The sequence below is a fragment of the Sphingomicrobium sediminis genome, assembly GCF_023805295.1.
GTDB lineage: Bacteria > Pseudomonadota > Alphaproteobacteria > Sphingomonadales > Sphingomonadaceae > Sphingomicrobium > Sphingomicrobium sediminis.
Genome location: NZ_JAMSHT010000001.1, coordinates 1650798 through 1665132, shown reverse-complemented (window position 1 = coordinate 1665132; position 14335 = coordinate 1650798). Strand labels below are relative to the sequence as shown.

Here is a 14335-nt window from a genome sequence, read left to right as displayed (position 1 = left end):
GGTTTGCCGCCATGTAGGAGGTGGGACCGGCGCTGGCCAGCCCCACCCCGTGGATTATTCGCTGGCTGCGGCGGCCTGTGCCTCGGCCCGGGCGACATGGTCGCGCACGTCTTGGAGGTAGCCGTCCAGCGCCGCGCGGTCGGATACGCGCCCGCCCTGCACGACCGCCACGATGGCGTCGGAATGGTCGATATTCTCGGTGGGATTGGCCGAAAGCAGGACGAGGTCGGCGAGCTTGCCGGCGCTGACCCCGCCAAAGTCCTCGCTGCGCCCCAGATAAGCGGCGGGCACGCTGGTCGCGGCCTGCAAGGCTTCCATCGGCGTGAGGCCAGCCTCAACGAGGTTGCCGAGCTCGTCATGAACCGAGAAACCGGGGAAGACCATCGTGTCGTTGGCATCGGTGCCGACCATGACCTTCACGCCCATGTCATGGGCCATGCCGGTGAGTTTGAGGCCCTGATAATAGAAGGCTTCAAGCTGGTCGACGAACTCGGCCGGGGCCTGCGCGGTGCGGTCGAGGTCGCGGCCCCAGAAATTGCGCTGGAAGACCGGGATGTACTGAAAGCGCGGATCGTCGCGATAGGCATCCTCGCCGGCACGATAGTCCATCTCGCGCGTGAGATGGGTCGGAACGTAATAGGTGTCGTTATCGACCATCGCCTGGATCTGCGCCTGGCACAGAGCATCGTCATATTCAGCGAGCGAGCGGCCGGGGATTGCCTGGCGGTCGGGCCAAGGAATGTCTTCGCCGGCCAGCTTGCGCTTGATCTGGTCGCGAAACTCGACGCCCACGGTGGCGCAATCCATCGGCAGGTCGCGTGCATGTTCGATGGAATCCAGCCCGAGTTCCGAAATTTCGGCGACGCTGAAGGCCATCGGGATATGGCCCCCCACGCGCATGCCGGCCGCGTCCGCAGCCTGCATGAACGCGACGAAGACATCGGGCTCCCAGCCCTGGCTGACCTTGAGATATTCGACGTCGCGCGCCTTCACCGCGGCTACGGCAGCCACGGCTTCGTCGATATTGGTGGGCTCGTACATCCGCGCATGGTCCGATGCCGGCTCCTCGCGGCCCTGTTCGATCTTGGCGCTGGAAAGCATGACGAGGCGCGGACCGACCAAATCGCCGGCCTCGATCGCGGCGCGGGCCTCGAGCATCTCGTCGATGCACATGCCCATGCCGCCCGGTCCGTCGCCGCAATCGCTCCCCATCTCGCGCACCCCCGTGACGCCGTTGGCATGCATCAGCAGCAGCGAGCTCTCATGCACCCCGTTAAAGCTCGTATGGCTATGCATGTCGAACAGGCCGGGCATCAGATAATGCCCCGCCGCGTCGATGACCTGGCTCGCCGCAACCGGCGTCGATCCGTGCGTTGCCACCGACAGGATGCGCCCGTCCTTCACCAGCACATCGCGCCCCGCCAAAACCGTTCCGGTTTCCGGGTCGATGACCGTGACGTTGGCGATCAGGAGATCGGCTTCGATAGCGGCGATGGCGGGCTGCGGCGCGGCCATGTCGGTGGTGGAACAGGCGCTGGCGGCCAAGGCGGCCAGCGAGACGGCGAACGCGTGATACGACTTCATTGTGCAGGTTTCCCCCTTGCGTGACGATATGCCAGCAGTATTGCTGTATTATATCAACAACACAATAGTGTTCGCCTTGTGGTTGCACCGGCGCGAGGGGGCGCATAGGAGGGGGAGAGGCGACAAGTAGCGGGGGAAATTCGATGAACGACACGTCACCCCCGCTCGAAGAGGACCTGGTTCACGACGCCGAGGACCGGCTGCGCCCCGATTTCGTCAAGGAAGTGCTCGATGACGTTCGCGAAGGACGTCTCGAGGAGGCCTGTTCGCTGGTCGCCGAACTCCATCCGGCCGACCGCGCCGACTTGGTCGAACTGGCGCCCGAGGCCGACCGCGCCGACCTGATCGCGGCATTGGGCTCGCTGCTCGACGCCGACGTCTATGCCGAGATGAACGAGCATGTGCGCGAGCTCGTCGTCGAGGAGATGGAGCCCGAGCAGGCGGCCGAACTGACCGGCGACATGGAGACCGATGACGCGGTTGCCTTGCTCGAGGATCTCGATGATGACGACCAGCGCGCCATTCTCGATGTCATGGAGCCTGACGATCGCGCCGCGATCGAGGAAGCGCTCTCCTATCCCGAGGAATCCGCGGGTCGCATCATGCAGCGCGACCTCATCGCGGTGCCCGAACATTGGAATGTCGGCCAGGTCATCGATTATATGCGCTCCGACGAGGAATTGGCGGACGACTTCTGGGAAGTGTTCGTCGTCGGGCCGCTGCACCATCCCGTCGGCACGACCAAATTGTCGACCCTGCTGCGCACCAAGCGCGAGGTGCCGATCGCCGATATCATGCAGGAAGAGCAGACGCTGATCCCGGTCGACATGGACCAGGAAGAAGTGGCGCTCAAATTCCAGAAATACGCGCTGATCAGCGCCGCCGTGGTCGATCCGTCGGGGCGACTGGTCGGCATGATCACGGTCGATGACATCGTCCATATCATCCAGGAAGAAGCGGGCGAGGATGCGCTGCTCCTGTCCGGTGCGGGCGAGGGCGACATTAACGAGCCGGTGCGCGAAGCCTATTCGGGCCGCATCCGCTGGCTCATCGCCAATCTTGGCACTGCGCTGCTGGCGACCTTCGTCATCGCGCAGTTCGAGGATACGATCGCCCGGCTGGCGATCCTCGCGGCGCTCATGCCCATCGTCGCCGCGTTGGGCGGCAATGCGGGGACACAGGCGCTGGCCGTGACAGTGCGCGCATTGGCCACCAACCAGCTGACCGGGACAAACCGCGCCCGCGCGATCCGGCGCGAATTCTTCGTGGCGCTGCTCAACGGCGTGACGATCGCGATCATCCTCGGCATCGGCGTGGCCATCTTCCTCGATCCGATGATCGGCGTGGTGATCGGTGCGGCGATCCTCTTCAATATCCTTGTGGCCGGGCTTGCCGGGGTGCTGGTGCCGGTGATTCTCGACCGCTTCGGGGCCGACCCGGCAGTGGCGTCGAGCGTCTTCGTCACGACAGTGACCGACACGATGGGTTTTCTCGCCTTCCTTGGCCTCGCCAGCGCGGTGCTCTTGTAACGTATTGAAATCGGCCCATTCGGCCGCCATTTTCGTTCTGTGCCGACAGTTCACATGACCAAGGTCGCCTTCGGGGCGAAGACGTTGCCGACGCTCGAAAAGCGGATTGCCGCGCGGGCGCAGGGCGGCGAAGTGCGCATTGTCACCAAGCGCCGCCCGATCCGTCATGCCGAAGTCGTGAATGGCGGCCGCCTGCACTGGATCGTCAAGCATCGCATGGTAGCCAAGTCCAAGGTGCTGCGCTTCGAACCGCGCAATGACGGGCGCTGGGACATTGTCATTTCCGCCAAGCTGGAAGGCTGCGCCGCCATGCCGCGCCGCGCCCATCAGGGCTGGCGGTATCTTGAAGAGAAAGACGCGCCCGGTGAGCAGGGCGACGATAGCGGGATCAGCGAATTGCCCCCGCGCCTCTATGGAAAGCTGGCCTCGCTGGCGCTGATCTAGCGGCTGCAGCCGCGCACCGTCACCGAACCGTTGAGACGTGCTGTGCAGGCCGGGCGCCCACCAATCGTAATGTCGCCGGGTCCGATCGCTTCGATCCGGGCCTCGCGCGTCTCGCCGATCACGACGACGCCAGCGCCGTCGACGCCGAGCGTCAAGTCGGTGACTTCGAGGTCGGCGGCCTGCAGCGCCGAAACGCCGCGCACGAGGAACGTCGCATCTTCCACCTCGCCGCCGAGGCGCGCACTGGCGGCGCCGTTCAACGTGATGTCGATCTGGTCGACGTCGAGCTCACTGATATGCAATTGCCCCGACCCCTGGACCGCCGCGCCAAACTCCAGCCCGCGCACACGGTCGATGGAGAGGCTGCCGGCACCGACAACCCAGGCCTGCTCGATTTCGTGCGTGCCGACCTCGATGGTGACGGGCACTTCGCGTTCCTCGGCAAAGCCGGACCAGTTGCTGCTGTCCTGACGGATGATGAGCGTGCGCCCTTCGACGCGGATATCGAGCCCGTCGAGCGCGGCTGCCGTGCCGCTGGCGCGGGCGAACGGGGACGTGTTGGTGACGAGCGAGACGCTCAGCCCCCCGTCGATGCGAATGCGGTCATAGCCGGTGACCGTGTAATTGCGGTCGACCTGGCGCGGCTGTGCGCCTGCAGGTGTGGCGAGCAGCAACGTGCAAAGCAGAAGGGCGATGGTTCTCATGGAAAAGAACCATCGCCCAACATGGTTAAGGCTTCAATAAGAGCCGCGTCGATTTAGCTGCAGACGACGTCCCCGCCGCCGACCTTGCTGATCGAGCATTTGGCCCCGCCGGTGATGTTCACGTCGCCCGATCCGGCGATCGAGATGTCGGCTTCGCCGGTGACATTGGCAGCCACATCGCCCGAGCCGGCAATGCTGATGTCAGCCTCTTCGGCATTCATGTCGGGATTTTCGAACGCACCCGACCCGGCAATCTCGACGGTGAGGCGCTGGGTCGTACCCGCTGCCTGCACATCGCCCGAGCCGGCAATCTCGAAGCTTGCATTCTCAGCCGACAGCTGCGCGACGCGGATGTCGCCCGAGCCGGCAATCTCGCCAGAGAAGCGCGTGACCTCGACATTGTCGATGTCGATCGAACCCGAACCCGCGATCGAGGCGGCCTCGATGCTCGGTGCAGTAATCGTGATGGTGACCTTGGGATCGCCACCCTCCCAGCTGATCGAATCGCCATCGGGGCGTTCGGTCCGGATCTTGAGCTCGCCATTTTCGACGCGAAACTCGGTATGGTCGATGACGTTCTGCGGACCACTCGCCTGCACCGAGAAGCTGTCGCCCTGCGTGACGATCACTTCATAGGGGCCCGCCACGCCGAGCTTGGTGAATTCCGCGACCTGGACGGTTTCTTCTCCGGGATTGCCGATCTGCATCTCAACCCCGTCATTCCAATTGATGCAGCCCGACAGTGCGCCGGTCATCAGCGTCGCGGTGGTAAGAGCCAGCTTGATCATTTCCCCATTCCCTTTTTGCAAACGTGTATTGCGACCTTAATACAGCTTGGCAGTGGAGGGTTCAAGGCTTGGCTTTGGCTATTCGACGAACGGCGGATGCAAGAAAGCCCGACCAGATACTGGCCGGGCTCCTTTGGTGATCTTGTCGATCGGGAAGCGGCTTAGGCTTCAGAGGAAGCGTCGGACTTCCCCCGGAAGTCCTTAGGCCTCCTCTTTCTCCGCGTTCCAGATCTTGGCCGCATCGTCGAGGACCTTGATGATCTTCTTCAGCGCGGTCGGCTCGTCGGTCTTCTCCATCGCCGCCAGTTCGCGGGCGAGACGGCTCGAAGCCGCTTCGAAGATCTGGCGCTCCGAATAGCTCTGCTCGGGCTGGTCGTCGGCGCGGAACAGGTCGCGGGTCACTTCGGCGATCAGGATGAGGTCGCCCGAATTGATCTTGGCTTCATATTCCTGCGCGCGGCGCGACCACATGGTGCGCTTGACCTTGGGCTTCGACTTCAGCGTTTCCATCGCGTCCTTCATGGCCTTGTCGCTCGACAGCTTGCGCATGCCGGTCGATTCCGCCTTGTTGACGGGAACGCGGAGGGTCATTTTCTCTTTCTCGAAACGCAGGACGTACAATTCGAGCTGGGCGCCCGCAATTTCCGTGGACTGGATTTCCGTGACCTTGCCCACGCCATGTTTGGGGTACACGACATAATCGCCGACATCGAAGCTGAGAGCTTTGCTCGCCATAGTGGGTAATCTCCAAAACTGATCGGCCGGCGATCATTTGCCTGTCGTCACCTGTTCCCCCCAAAGGCGGGTCGACGGTCGTGATGCGGCCGGAAGTGGTGTTCCTGCATGAAAGCGCCGACGCTTGTGCCGCGCCGGCTCTGTTTCAATTATATAACAGAAACCTCTCTAAAAAGCGAGTCCCAGTTGCTTGGGACTACCTTTCTGCTGCTCGACAGGGGAATGGAGGCCCATTCCCAGAAGACGCACGCCTTTTTCCAATGGAAACAAGGCATTGAGCAGCGAACGCCCCGCTTCGTGAAAGGTTTCCGCATCGCGCACCGGTTCGGTGAAGCTTTTGGAGCGGGTGATGAGGGTGAAATCGGCATATTTCACCTTCAGCGTCACGGTGCGCCCGATAAACTTGGAGCGCTCGATTCGCTCCCATGAAATGGTGGATACGCGCTCCAGTTCGGCGCGCAGCGCGTCGGGGTCGGTGACATCCTGGCCGAAGGTGCGCTCGGCGCTGCAGCTCTTGCGCACGCGGTCCGACTTGACCGGCCGCTCGTCGATGCCGCGGGCGATCCGGTAATACCATTCGGCGCTCGACCCGAAGCGTGCGCGCAGCTCTTCCAATGGCCATCGGGCAAGGTCGGCGCCGGTCTCGATACCCAGCCGGTTCATCTTCTCTGCCGTCTTGGGTCCGACGCCATGGAAGCGGCGCACCGGGAGGGTCTGGACGAAGGCAGGGCCCTTTGCAGGGGTGATGACGCACAGGCCGTCCGGTTTGTTCTGGTCGCTCGCCAGCTTGGCGATGAACTTGCAATAGCTGACCCCCGCGCTGGCGGTGAGCTGCGTCTCGGCCTTGATGCAGGCGCGGATATCCTCGGCGATGGCCCGCGCGCTGCCGAGCCCGTGCGGATCGTCGGTGACGTCGAGGAATGCCTCGTCGAGGGAGAGGGGCTGCACCTCGCTGGCATGGATGGCGAAGATGTCGCGGATCTGGCGGCTGACCTCGCGATAGACGTCGAAACGGCTCTTCACGAAGATGAGGTCGGGGCATTTGCGCTTGGCCGTCACGCTGGGCATGGCCGAGCGCACGCCATATTCGCGCGCCTCGTAGCTAGCCGCCGCCACGACGCCGCGGCCCGACGCGCCGCCGACCGCGACGGGCTTGCCGCGAAGCTCGGGATTGTCGCGCTGTTCGACGCTGGCGAAGAAGGCATCCATGTCGACATGGATGATCTTGCGCCCGTCTGCGCCCGGCTCTGGAAGGTCGGATTCGTCGTTCACCAGAGCATTTCTAGCCCAAGCGGCTTTTCCTCGTCACCACGATATGCTTTAGGCGCACGCGACTCTTTCACACGATTCCAAATCCAAGGATCCGTCCCCATGAACATCCATGAATATCAGGCCAAGGAACTGCTTGCGAAGTTCGGCGCCCCCGTTCCCGCCGGCCATGCCGCGATGAGCGTCGAGGAAGCCGTCGAGGCCGCCAAGAAGCTGCCCGGGCCGCTCTGGGTGGTGAAGGCGCAGATTCATGCCGGCGGCCGCGGCAAGGGCACCTTCAAGGAGCTGCCGGAAGGTTCGAAGGGCGGTGTCCGCCTCGCCAAGTCGATCGAGGAAGTCGAAGCGCATGCCAAGGACATGCTCGGCAACACGCTGGTGACGATCCAGACCGGCGACGAGGGCAAGGAAGTCCAGCGCCTCTACGTCACCGACGGCGTCGACATCGACAAGGAATTCTACCTGGCGCTGCTGGTCGACCGCGCGTCGGGCCGCATCGCCATCGTCGCCTCGCCCGAAGGCGGCATGGACATCGAACAGGTCGCGCATGACACGCCGGAAAAGGTGCACACCTTCACCGTCGATCCCGCAACCGGCCTGATGCCGCACCATGGCCGCAGCGTCACCAATGCGCTCGGCCTCACTGGCGACCTCGCCAAGCAGGCTGCCAAGGTTACTGCCTCGCTCTACAAGGCCTTCCTCGGCACCGATGCGAGCCAGATCGAGATCAACCCGCTCGCCGTGTCGGGCGACGACCTGCTCGTCCTCGACGCCAAGGTCGGCTTCGACGGCAATGCCATGTTCCGTCACCCCGACATCGAAGAACTGCGCGACCTCACCGAAGAAGACCCGATGGAAGTCGAGGCGTCCAAATATGACCTCGCCTACATCAAGCTGGATGGCGACATTGGCTGCATGGTCAACGGCGCGGGCCTTGCCATGGCGACGATGGACATCATCAAGCTGAATGGTGCGTTCCCCGCCAACTTCCTCGATGTCGGTGGCGGCGCGTCGAAGGAAAAGGTCACCGCAGCCTTCAAGATCATCCTGTCGGACCCCGCCGTGAAGGGCGTGCTGGTCAATATCTTCGGCGGCATCATGCGCTGCGACACGATCGCCGAAGGCATCGTCGCGGCGGCCAAGGAAGTCGAGCTCGACGTGCCGTTGGTCGTCCGTCTCGAAGGCACCAAGGTCCAGGAAGGCAAGGACGTGCTGGCCAATTCGGGCCTGCCAATCATCGCCGCCGACGATCTTGGCGACGCCGCCAAGAAGATCGTCGCGCAGGTCAAAGAGGCCGCTTAAGCGAAGAGCCGGGGGCTGTTTGCGCGGCCTCTCGGCTTAACTGCCGCGGGTGGAGGGGCTAGCCCCCTCCGCCGCCCATCAGCAGCTGACTGAGGCCGAAGCCGACGGCGGCGACGCCGACCAAAACGCTGACCACCAGCAGCAGGCCGTCGCGCACCAATAGTGCGAGGCCGATGAAGATGATCGCCAGCATCGGGCCGCTGCTCGCGAAGGGCAGCACCTCCAGGAACGGCACTGCGGCGCACAGCGCCAGGATCACGAGCGCAGCGAGCTTGATGAAGATGCCGCGGGTGAGCGGCTGCAGGCGCTTGTGGAACCAGCCGTCCATCTTGTTCGCGACGCCCTCGGCCTTTTCCGCGCTGTCATGCAGCTTGCTGCCCGACACCCGGCGTTTCTCGAGAAATTCCGGGATCCAGATATGGTCCTGCCCGATCAGCATCTGCACGGCGAACAAGGCGATGGTCGCGGCCAGGATGCTGGGCACGCCGGGCACCGCGCCCAGCGGGGTGATCTCGAGCAGCGCCGGAACGATCAGGAAGGGCGCGAAGGTGCGCGTTCCGAATGCATCGGCGACATCGCCCACCGAGACGCAATCCTTCTCTTCCCCGATCTGTTCGAGACCCTCGACAATCTCGCCAACCGAGTGAACTTCGCCGAGTTCGCCATCGCCTTCATGCTTTCCCATGCAAGAGAAAACGGCGGTTGGTCGCAAATGTTGCGCTGTTCTGCCGCTACGGAACTTCACCCATTTGACGCGCGCTCATTTGACAAGCATATCGCACCCAACATTCTGTCAGGAGAAATCAGCAGATGAAACTGCTCGTCGCCGTCAAACGGGTGATCGACTATAACGTCAAACCACGGGTCAAGATGGACGGAAGCGGGGTCGACCTCGCCAACGTCAAAATGTCGATGAACCCCTTTGACGAGATCGCCGTCGAAGAAGCCATCCGCCTCAAGGAAGCGGGCAAAGCCGAAGAGATCGTCGCGGTCTCGGTCGGTCCCGCCAAGGCGCAGGAAACGCTGCGCACCGCGCTCGCCATGGGCGCCGACCGCGCCATCCTCATCCAGACCGACGAGGACGTCGAACCGCTGGGCGTTGCCAAGCTGCTCGAAAAGGTCGTCGCGGACGAGGGTCCCGACATGGTCATCCTCGGCAAGCAGGCGATCGATGACGACAGCAATGCGACGGGCCAGATGCTCGCCGCGCTTCTGGACTGGCCGCAGGGTACGTTTGCCTCGAAGGTGGAGCCGGGCGACGGCAGCGTCGACGTAACGCGCGAAGTCGATGGCGGTCTGGAGACGGTGAAGCTCCAGCTTCCCGCCATCGTCACCACCGACCTTCGTTTGAACGAGCCGCGCTATGCCTCGTTGCCCAACATCATGAAGGCGAAGAAGAAGCCGCTCGATACCATGACGCCCGAAGATTATGGGGTCGACGTCGCGCGCCGCCTGACCATCACCAATGTCGCCGAACCGCCCAAGCGCGAGGCCGGGGACAAGGTCGACAATGTCGACGAGCTGGTTGCCAAACTCAAAGCGCTGGGAGTTGCCTAAGATGAAGACGCTCGTACTCGTCGAACATGACGGCAAGGTGGTGAAGGACGCCACTCTCTCGACCGTGACCGCCGCTGCCAAACTGGGCGAAGTCCACCTGCTGGTCGCCGGCAGCAATGTCGGTGCGGTTGCCGAAGCGGCTGCGAAGATCGATGGCGTGGGCAAGGTCCATGTCGCCGACGCCGCGCATCTCGAACACCAGCTGGCAGAAGACGTCGCGCCGATCATCATCGATCAGATGGGTCATCATGACGCCTTCCTCGCGCCGGCCACCACGACCGGCAAGAATGTCGCCCCGCGCGTCGCCGCCAAGCTCGACGTCGCGCAGGTCAGCGACATCATCTCGGTCGAGAGCGAAGATACGTTCACCCGGCCCATTTATGCCGGCAACGCCATCGCAACCGTCCAGTCGTCGGATGCCAAGAAGGTCATCACCGTGCGCGGCACTGCCTTCGACAAGGCGGCTGCGGAAGGCGGTTCGGGCGCGATCGAGACTATCGACGCCGGTGCCGACAGCCCCAAGTCGAGCTTCGTCTCGGCCGAATTGAGCGAAGGCGATCGCCCCGAGCTTACTAGTGCAGGCGTGATCGTCTCGGGTGGCCGTGCCTTCGGTTCGTCGGACGACTTCCACAAGCTGCTCGACCCGCTGGCGGACAAGCTCGGTGCGGCGGTCGGCGCTTCGCGCGCTGCGGTCGATGCGGGCTATGCGCCCAACGACTACCAGGTAGGCCAGACCGGCAAAATCGTTGCGCCTGAAGTCTACATCGCCATCGGCATTTCGGGTGCGATCCAGCACCTTGCCGGCATGAAGGACTCCAAAGTCATCGTCGCCATCAACAAGGATGAGGAAGCGCCGATCTTCCAGGTCGCCGATATCGGCCTGGTCGCCGACCTCTTCCAGGCGGTGCCGGAGCTGACCGAGAAGCTCTAGCCGACCGTTCGTCGGAAATAACGGTTGATTGGTGGGGGCGCGGCTTGATGGCGGCGCCCCCACTTCCATTTCTGGTTACAGATGTAATCACCGAGTGGGGAAAAGACATGAAAGTGTTGATGACTGCATTGGCGCTGGGCGCCGCCATGCCGGTGCTGCCGACCGCCGCGATGGCGCAGGATGCCGCCGAGGAAGCCCAGGCCGACAATGCGGAAATGACCGCCATGTTCGAGGCCGACCAGGAAATCCGCATGCGGCTCATGAAAGCGATGGTGCCGACCGACGACGGGTCGATCCGTATCCCCAGCGATCTCGCGATCGAGATGAACGAGGGTGACGAGCGCCGCTTCGCGCGCACTGCCGAATTGTTCGAGACGGGCGCGCTCGAAACCGGCAACGATTATTATCACGCCGCCTTCATCTTCCAGCACGGTAGCGAGCCCGAACATTTTCTGCGCGCCCATCATGCCGCCATGGTCGCCATGAAGCTGGGCCATGAGCGTGCCGACTGGATCGCGGCGGCCAGCCTCGATCGCTATCTCATGACCATCGAACGCCCCCAAATCTACGGCACGCAGTCGCGTCAGCAAGATGGCGTGATGGGTCTCTATGAGGCTGATGCATCGGTGCTGACGGATCGCGAACGCGCCCAAATGGATGTGCCGCCGCTCGCCGAGTGACAGGCTCCGATCAGTCGTCCTGCGCCTCGATACTTTTTTGCATGGCGAGAAAGGTGATCGAGGCGGTCCAGGCCACCATCACGAGACCGACCAGCGCCTCAAGGCCGGACAGCAAACGCAGTGTTCCGGTCGGGAACAGGTCGGCAAAGCCCATGGTCGTGTAGCTCGTCACCGAGAAATAGAGGGCGTCGGCAAAGTCGCGTGCTTGGCCGCCGGAAATGCTGCCGAAGCCCTGCATTCGCTCTAGGAAGAAGAAGGCAAGCGCGTAGAGGATGACATGCGCAAGGTGCGATCCGAAAGCGACGAGAATCACGCCGACGATGCGCATACGGTGATGCGTGCCCACCTTCCCGAAGCGAGCCAGCGCAAAGCGTAGCGCCTCGTAATGGATGATCGTGCAAAGCCCGATGAGCGCGATGCTGGTGAGGATGAATTCGATCCACATGCCACTGTCATCGCAATGTCGCGGTCCTTTTGCTAGGCCGCACGTCATGGCCAATGTGAAGGAATTGATCGCCGAGGGGCTGCTCGACGGAGCGGACGAAGCGGCACTGCGCCAGAAGCTAGTCGAGGCGGGTGCCTCGCCGGCCAAGGCCGATTATGAGCTGAAGCGATTGGAGAAGGACCCATATGCCAGCGCGCTGCTCCGCGCCTCGCGGCGGATCGCCAAACGCGACTGGACTTTGGGCTTGTATGGCAAGCTGGCGGGAGAGCGGGCCGAAGGGCTGACCATCCCGACGACCGACAATCCGCAGCCTGCTGATTTCTTCGAGCAATTTTACGCCGCCAACCTGCCGGTGAAGCTTACCGGGCTGGTCGATCATTGGGATGCGCTCGACAAATGGGATCTCGATTATCTCGATGCCAAGGTCGGCGCCCAGCGTGTAGAAATGCAGGAACGGCGCGAGAGCGAGGCCGATTACGAGCTCGACAAGGGTCGCCATCGCAATGTCGTGCCGATGAAGGAGATCATCGCGAGGCTGAAAGAACTTGGCGACACGCCGTCCAACGATTTCTACGTCACCGCCTATAATGACAGCACCAACAAGCGCTCGCTCGCGGCGTTATGGGACGATCTCGGCCCCGTCTCGATCCTGCAGGCCAGTGGGCAGAATGACGGCTTCTTCTGGCTCGGGCCGAAGGGCACCCTGACGCCCTTCCATCACGATCTCACCAACAACCTTCTGGTGCAGGTGAAGGGGCGCAAGAAGGTGCGGATGGTGCCGAGCTGGGACGTCGCGCGTATGCGCAATTTCGTGCACTGCTTTTCGGGTCGCGAGCCCACGGATTGGGATGTCGAGGATCCCGCGCTGCCGCCGCTGCTGGAAACCACCATCGGGCCGGGCGAGGCGATCTTCCTGCCGATCGGCTGGTGGCATCATGTCGAGGCGCTCGACCTCTCCATCTCGATGAGTTTCACGAACTTCGCCGCGGATAACGACTTCCTGAGCGGCTATCCGAGCGACAGCCGCTTCTAGTCTTCGGAGACGGTTCCGCGCATGACGCGCTTGGCTTCCTTGGCCTTGTCGCGGCTCGTCTTCTCATCGCCCATCGTATCGTCGGCGCAGAAAACCTCGCCCGATTTCTCGGTATCGTCCATGCGGGCTGCCACCGGCGGCGTGAAACGCAGGATGAGGTATCCTGTCAGCGCCGAGAGAAGGGAGCCCGACAAGGTGCCGATCTTGGCGGCGTCGACCAAATCGGGACGATCGGGGAAAGCGAGACCGCCGATGAACAGGCTCATGGTGAAACCGATCCCGCACAGCACGGCGGCGCCATAGATTTGTGCCCAACGCGTACCGCGGGGGCGCGCCGCGAGGCGCAACTTGCAGGCCGCATAGATGAAGCCGAACACGCCGATCTGCTTGCCGATGAAGAGGCCCAGCATGATGCCGAGCGGCAGCGGCGCGAACAGGGCCGCGAAGCTGTCGGGCAGCGCCACACCTGCGGCGACGAAACCGAAGATCGGGACGATGCCGAACATCACCCAGGGGTGGATGTCATGTTCGAGCTGGCGGAGTGGCGACTTCTTCTCGCCCTGGCCGAGCGGGATGGTCAGTGCGGCGAGGACGCCGGCAATGGTCGCGTGCACGCCGCTGGCAAGCGTGAGGTACCACAGCACGGCAAAGCCGATCAGGAACCAGCGCAGCTTGCGCACGCCGTAGAGGCTCATCGTCGCCATGATCGCGCCGACCGCGAGCGCCCCGCCCAATGCGTAGGTGTTGAGGTCCGCCGTGTAGAACAAGGCGATGATGATCACCGCGCCGATATCGTCGACGATCGCGATGGTGACGAGCAGCAGCTTGATCGCCGGCGGGGCGAACCGGCCGAGGATGGCGAGCACGCCGATCGCGAAGGCGATGTCGGTGGCCGCAGGGATGGCCCAGCCATTCATGCGGTCGGGATCGAAGCCGATCACCAGCACATAGATGAGTGCGGGCACCGCCATGCCGCCGATTGCGGCGATGATCGGCAATCGGCGTGCCTGGCTGTTGGCGAGGCGGCCTTCGAACCATTCGCGTTTCACTTCGAGTCCGACGAGCAGGAAGAAGATGGCCATCAATCCGTCGACCACCCAATATTCGACGCTGAACACCCCGAAGCGCGGCCATTCGGGGCCGAACTTGAACTTGAGGAGGCTCTCATAGGCCTCGGCAAGCGGGGAATTGGCGGCAATGAGGGCGAGCAGCGCGGCGCCGATCAGGACGAGGCCTGCGCGCTTTTCCTCGGCTTGGACTTGTTGCGGAGTTTTAGCCATGGCGCCTGATAAACAGGCAGGGCCCTATTAGTCGATGGCTTTCTGTCGAAAAAGTCG

At 63.2% G+C, this 14335-nt stretch carries 15 protein-coding genes; 7 read left to right on the top strand and 8 right to left on the bottom strand.

Annotated elements, in window-relative coordinates:
* Positions 1-54 precede the first annotated feature (54 nt).
* Positions 55-1584 (bottom strand): amidohydrolase family protein, encoded by a 1530-nt coding sequence (locus tag NDO55_RS08620; RefSeq protein WP_252114330.1) that lies wholly within the window; start codon positions 1582-1584, stop codon positions 55-57.
* Positions 1585-1727: 143 nt separating this feature from the next.
* On the opposite strand from NDO55_RS08620, the gene mgtE reads away from it, so the two are divergent.
* Both mgtE and NDO55_RS08610 read left to right on the top strand, forming a co-directional pair.
* Positions 1728-3113, top strand: a complete 1386-nt coding sequence (gene mgtE / locus NDO55_RS08615; protein ID WP_252114328.1) for a magnesium transporter — start codon at positions 1728-1730, stop codon at positions 3111-3113.
* A 39-nt stretch (positions 3114-3152) separates the two neighbouring features.
* Positions 3153-3557, top strand: a complete 405-nt coding sequence (locus NDO55_RS08610) for a DUF1489 family protein (protein ID WP_252114326.1) — start codon at positions 3153-3155, stop codon at positions 3555-3557.
* On the opposite strand, the gene NDO55_RS08605 is transcribed toward NDO55_RS08610, so the two are convergent.
* From NDO55_RS08605 to dinB, 4 genes are all read right to left on the bottom strand, one after another.
* The gene (locus tag NDO55_RS08605; RefSeq protein ID WP_252114324.1) at positions 3554-4261 is read right to left on the bottom strand and encodes a GIN domain-containing protein; all 708 of its coding nucleotides are present in this window, start codon (positions 4259-4261) and stop codon (positions 3554-3556) included. The two genes, NDO55_RS08610 and NDO55_RS08605, sit on opposite strands and share 4 nt — an antisense overlap.
* A 53-nt stretch (positions 4262-4314) precedes the next feature.
* On the bottom strand, positions 4315-5049 hold the full coding sequence (locus NDO55_RS08600; RefSeq protein ID WP_252114322.1) for a head GIN domain-containing protein: 735 nt from the start codon (positions 5047-5049) through the stop codon (positions 4315-4317).
* Between the two features lie 201 nt (positions 5050-5250).
* A complete protein-coding gene (locus NDO55_RS08595; RefSeq protein WP_252114320.1) occupies positions 5251-5784 on the bottom strand; it encodes a CarD family transcriptional regulator in 534 nt (177 codons plus the stop codon).
* 168 nt (positions 5785-5952) lie between these two features.
* Positions 5953-7056 carry a DNA polymerase IV gene (gene dinB, locus NDO55_RS08590; protein ID WP_425276886.1) on the bottom strand — a complete coding sequence of 368 codons (1104 nt, stop codon included), beginning with the start codon at positions 7054-7056 and terminating at the stop codon, positions 5953-5955.
* A gap of 99 nt (positions 7057-7155) precedes the next feature.
* Between dinB and sucC the strand changes: the two genes are divergently transcribed.
* Positions 7156-8352: an ADP-forming succinate--CoA ligase subunit beta gene (gene sucC / locus NDO55_RS08585; protein ID WP_252114318.1), complete on the top strand. Its 1197-nt coding sequence runs from the start codon at positions 7156-7158 to the stop codon at positions 8350-8352.
* A gap of 58 nt (positions 8353-8410) precedes the next feature.
* Here the strand turns inward: sucC and NDO55_RS08580 are convergent, their stop codons facing one another.
* Complete coding sequence (locus NDO55_RS08580) at positions 8411-9037, bottom strand: exopolysaccharide biosynthesis protein (RefSeq protein ID WP_252114316.1); 627 nt, start codon at positions 9035-9037, stop codon at positions 8411-8413.
* 125 nt (positions 9038-9162) lie between these two features.
* Between NDO55_RS08580 and NDO55_RS08575 the strand changes: the two genes are divergently transcribed.
* The 3 genes from NDO55_RS08575 (at position 9163) to NDO55_RS08565 (ending at position 11520) form a co-directional block, all read left to right on the top strand.
* A complete protein-coding gene (locus tag NDO55_RS08575; protein ID WP_252114314.1) occupies positions 9163-9909 on the top strand; it encodes an electron transfer flavoprotein subunit beta/FixA family protein in 747 nt (248 codons plus the stop codon).
* A 1-nt stretch (position 9910) separates the two neighbouring features.
* A complete protein-coding gene (locus NDO55_RS08570) occupies positions 9911-10840 on the top strand; it encodes an electron transfer flavoprotein subunit alpha/FixB family protein (RefSeq protein ID WP_252114312.1) in 930 nt (309 codons plus the stop codon).
* 107 nt (positions 10841-10947) lie between these two features.
* A complete protein-coding gene (locus NDO55_RS08565; protein WP_252114310.1) occupies positions 10948-11520 on the top strand; it encodes a hypothetical protein in 573 nt (190 codons plus the stop codon).
* Positions 11521-11530: 10 nt separating this feature from the next.
* On the opposite strand, the gene NDO55_RS08560 is transcribed toward NDO55_RS08565, so the two are convergent.
* Complete coding sequence (locus tag NDO55_RS08560) at positions 11531-11965, bottom strand: potassium channel family protein (RefSeq protein ID WP_252114308.1); 435 nt, start codon at positions 11963-11965, stop codon at positions 11531-11533.
* A gap of 46 nt (positions 11966-12011) precedes the next feature.
* Between NDO55_RS08560 and NDO55_RS08555 the strand changes: the two genes are divergently transcribed.
* Complete coding sequence (locus NDO55_RS08555; protein WP_252114306.1) at positions 12012-12998, top strand: cupin-like domain-containing protein; 987 nt, start codon at positions 12012-12014, stop codon at positions 12996-12998.
* Here the strand turns inward: NDO55_RS08555 and nhaA are convergent.
* Entirely contained in the window at positions 12995-14278 is a 1284-nt protein-coding gene (gene nhaA, locus NDO55_RS08550; protein WP_252114304.1) for a Na+/H+ antiporter NhaA, read from the bottom strand. The two genes, NDO55_RS08555 and nhaA, sit on opposite strands and share 4 nt — an antisense overlap.
* Between the last annotated feature and the right edge of the window lie 57 nt (positions 14279-14335).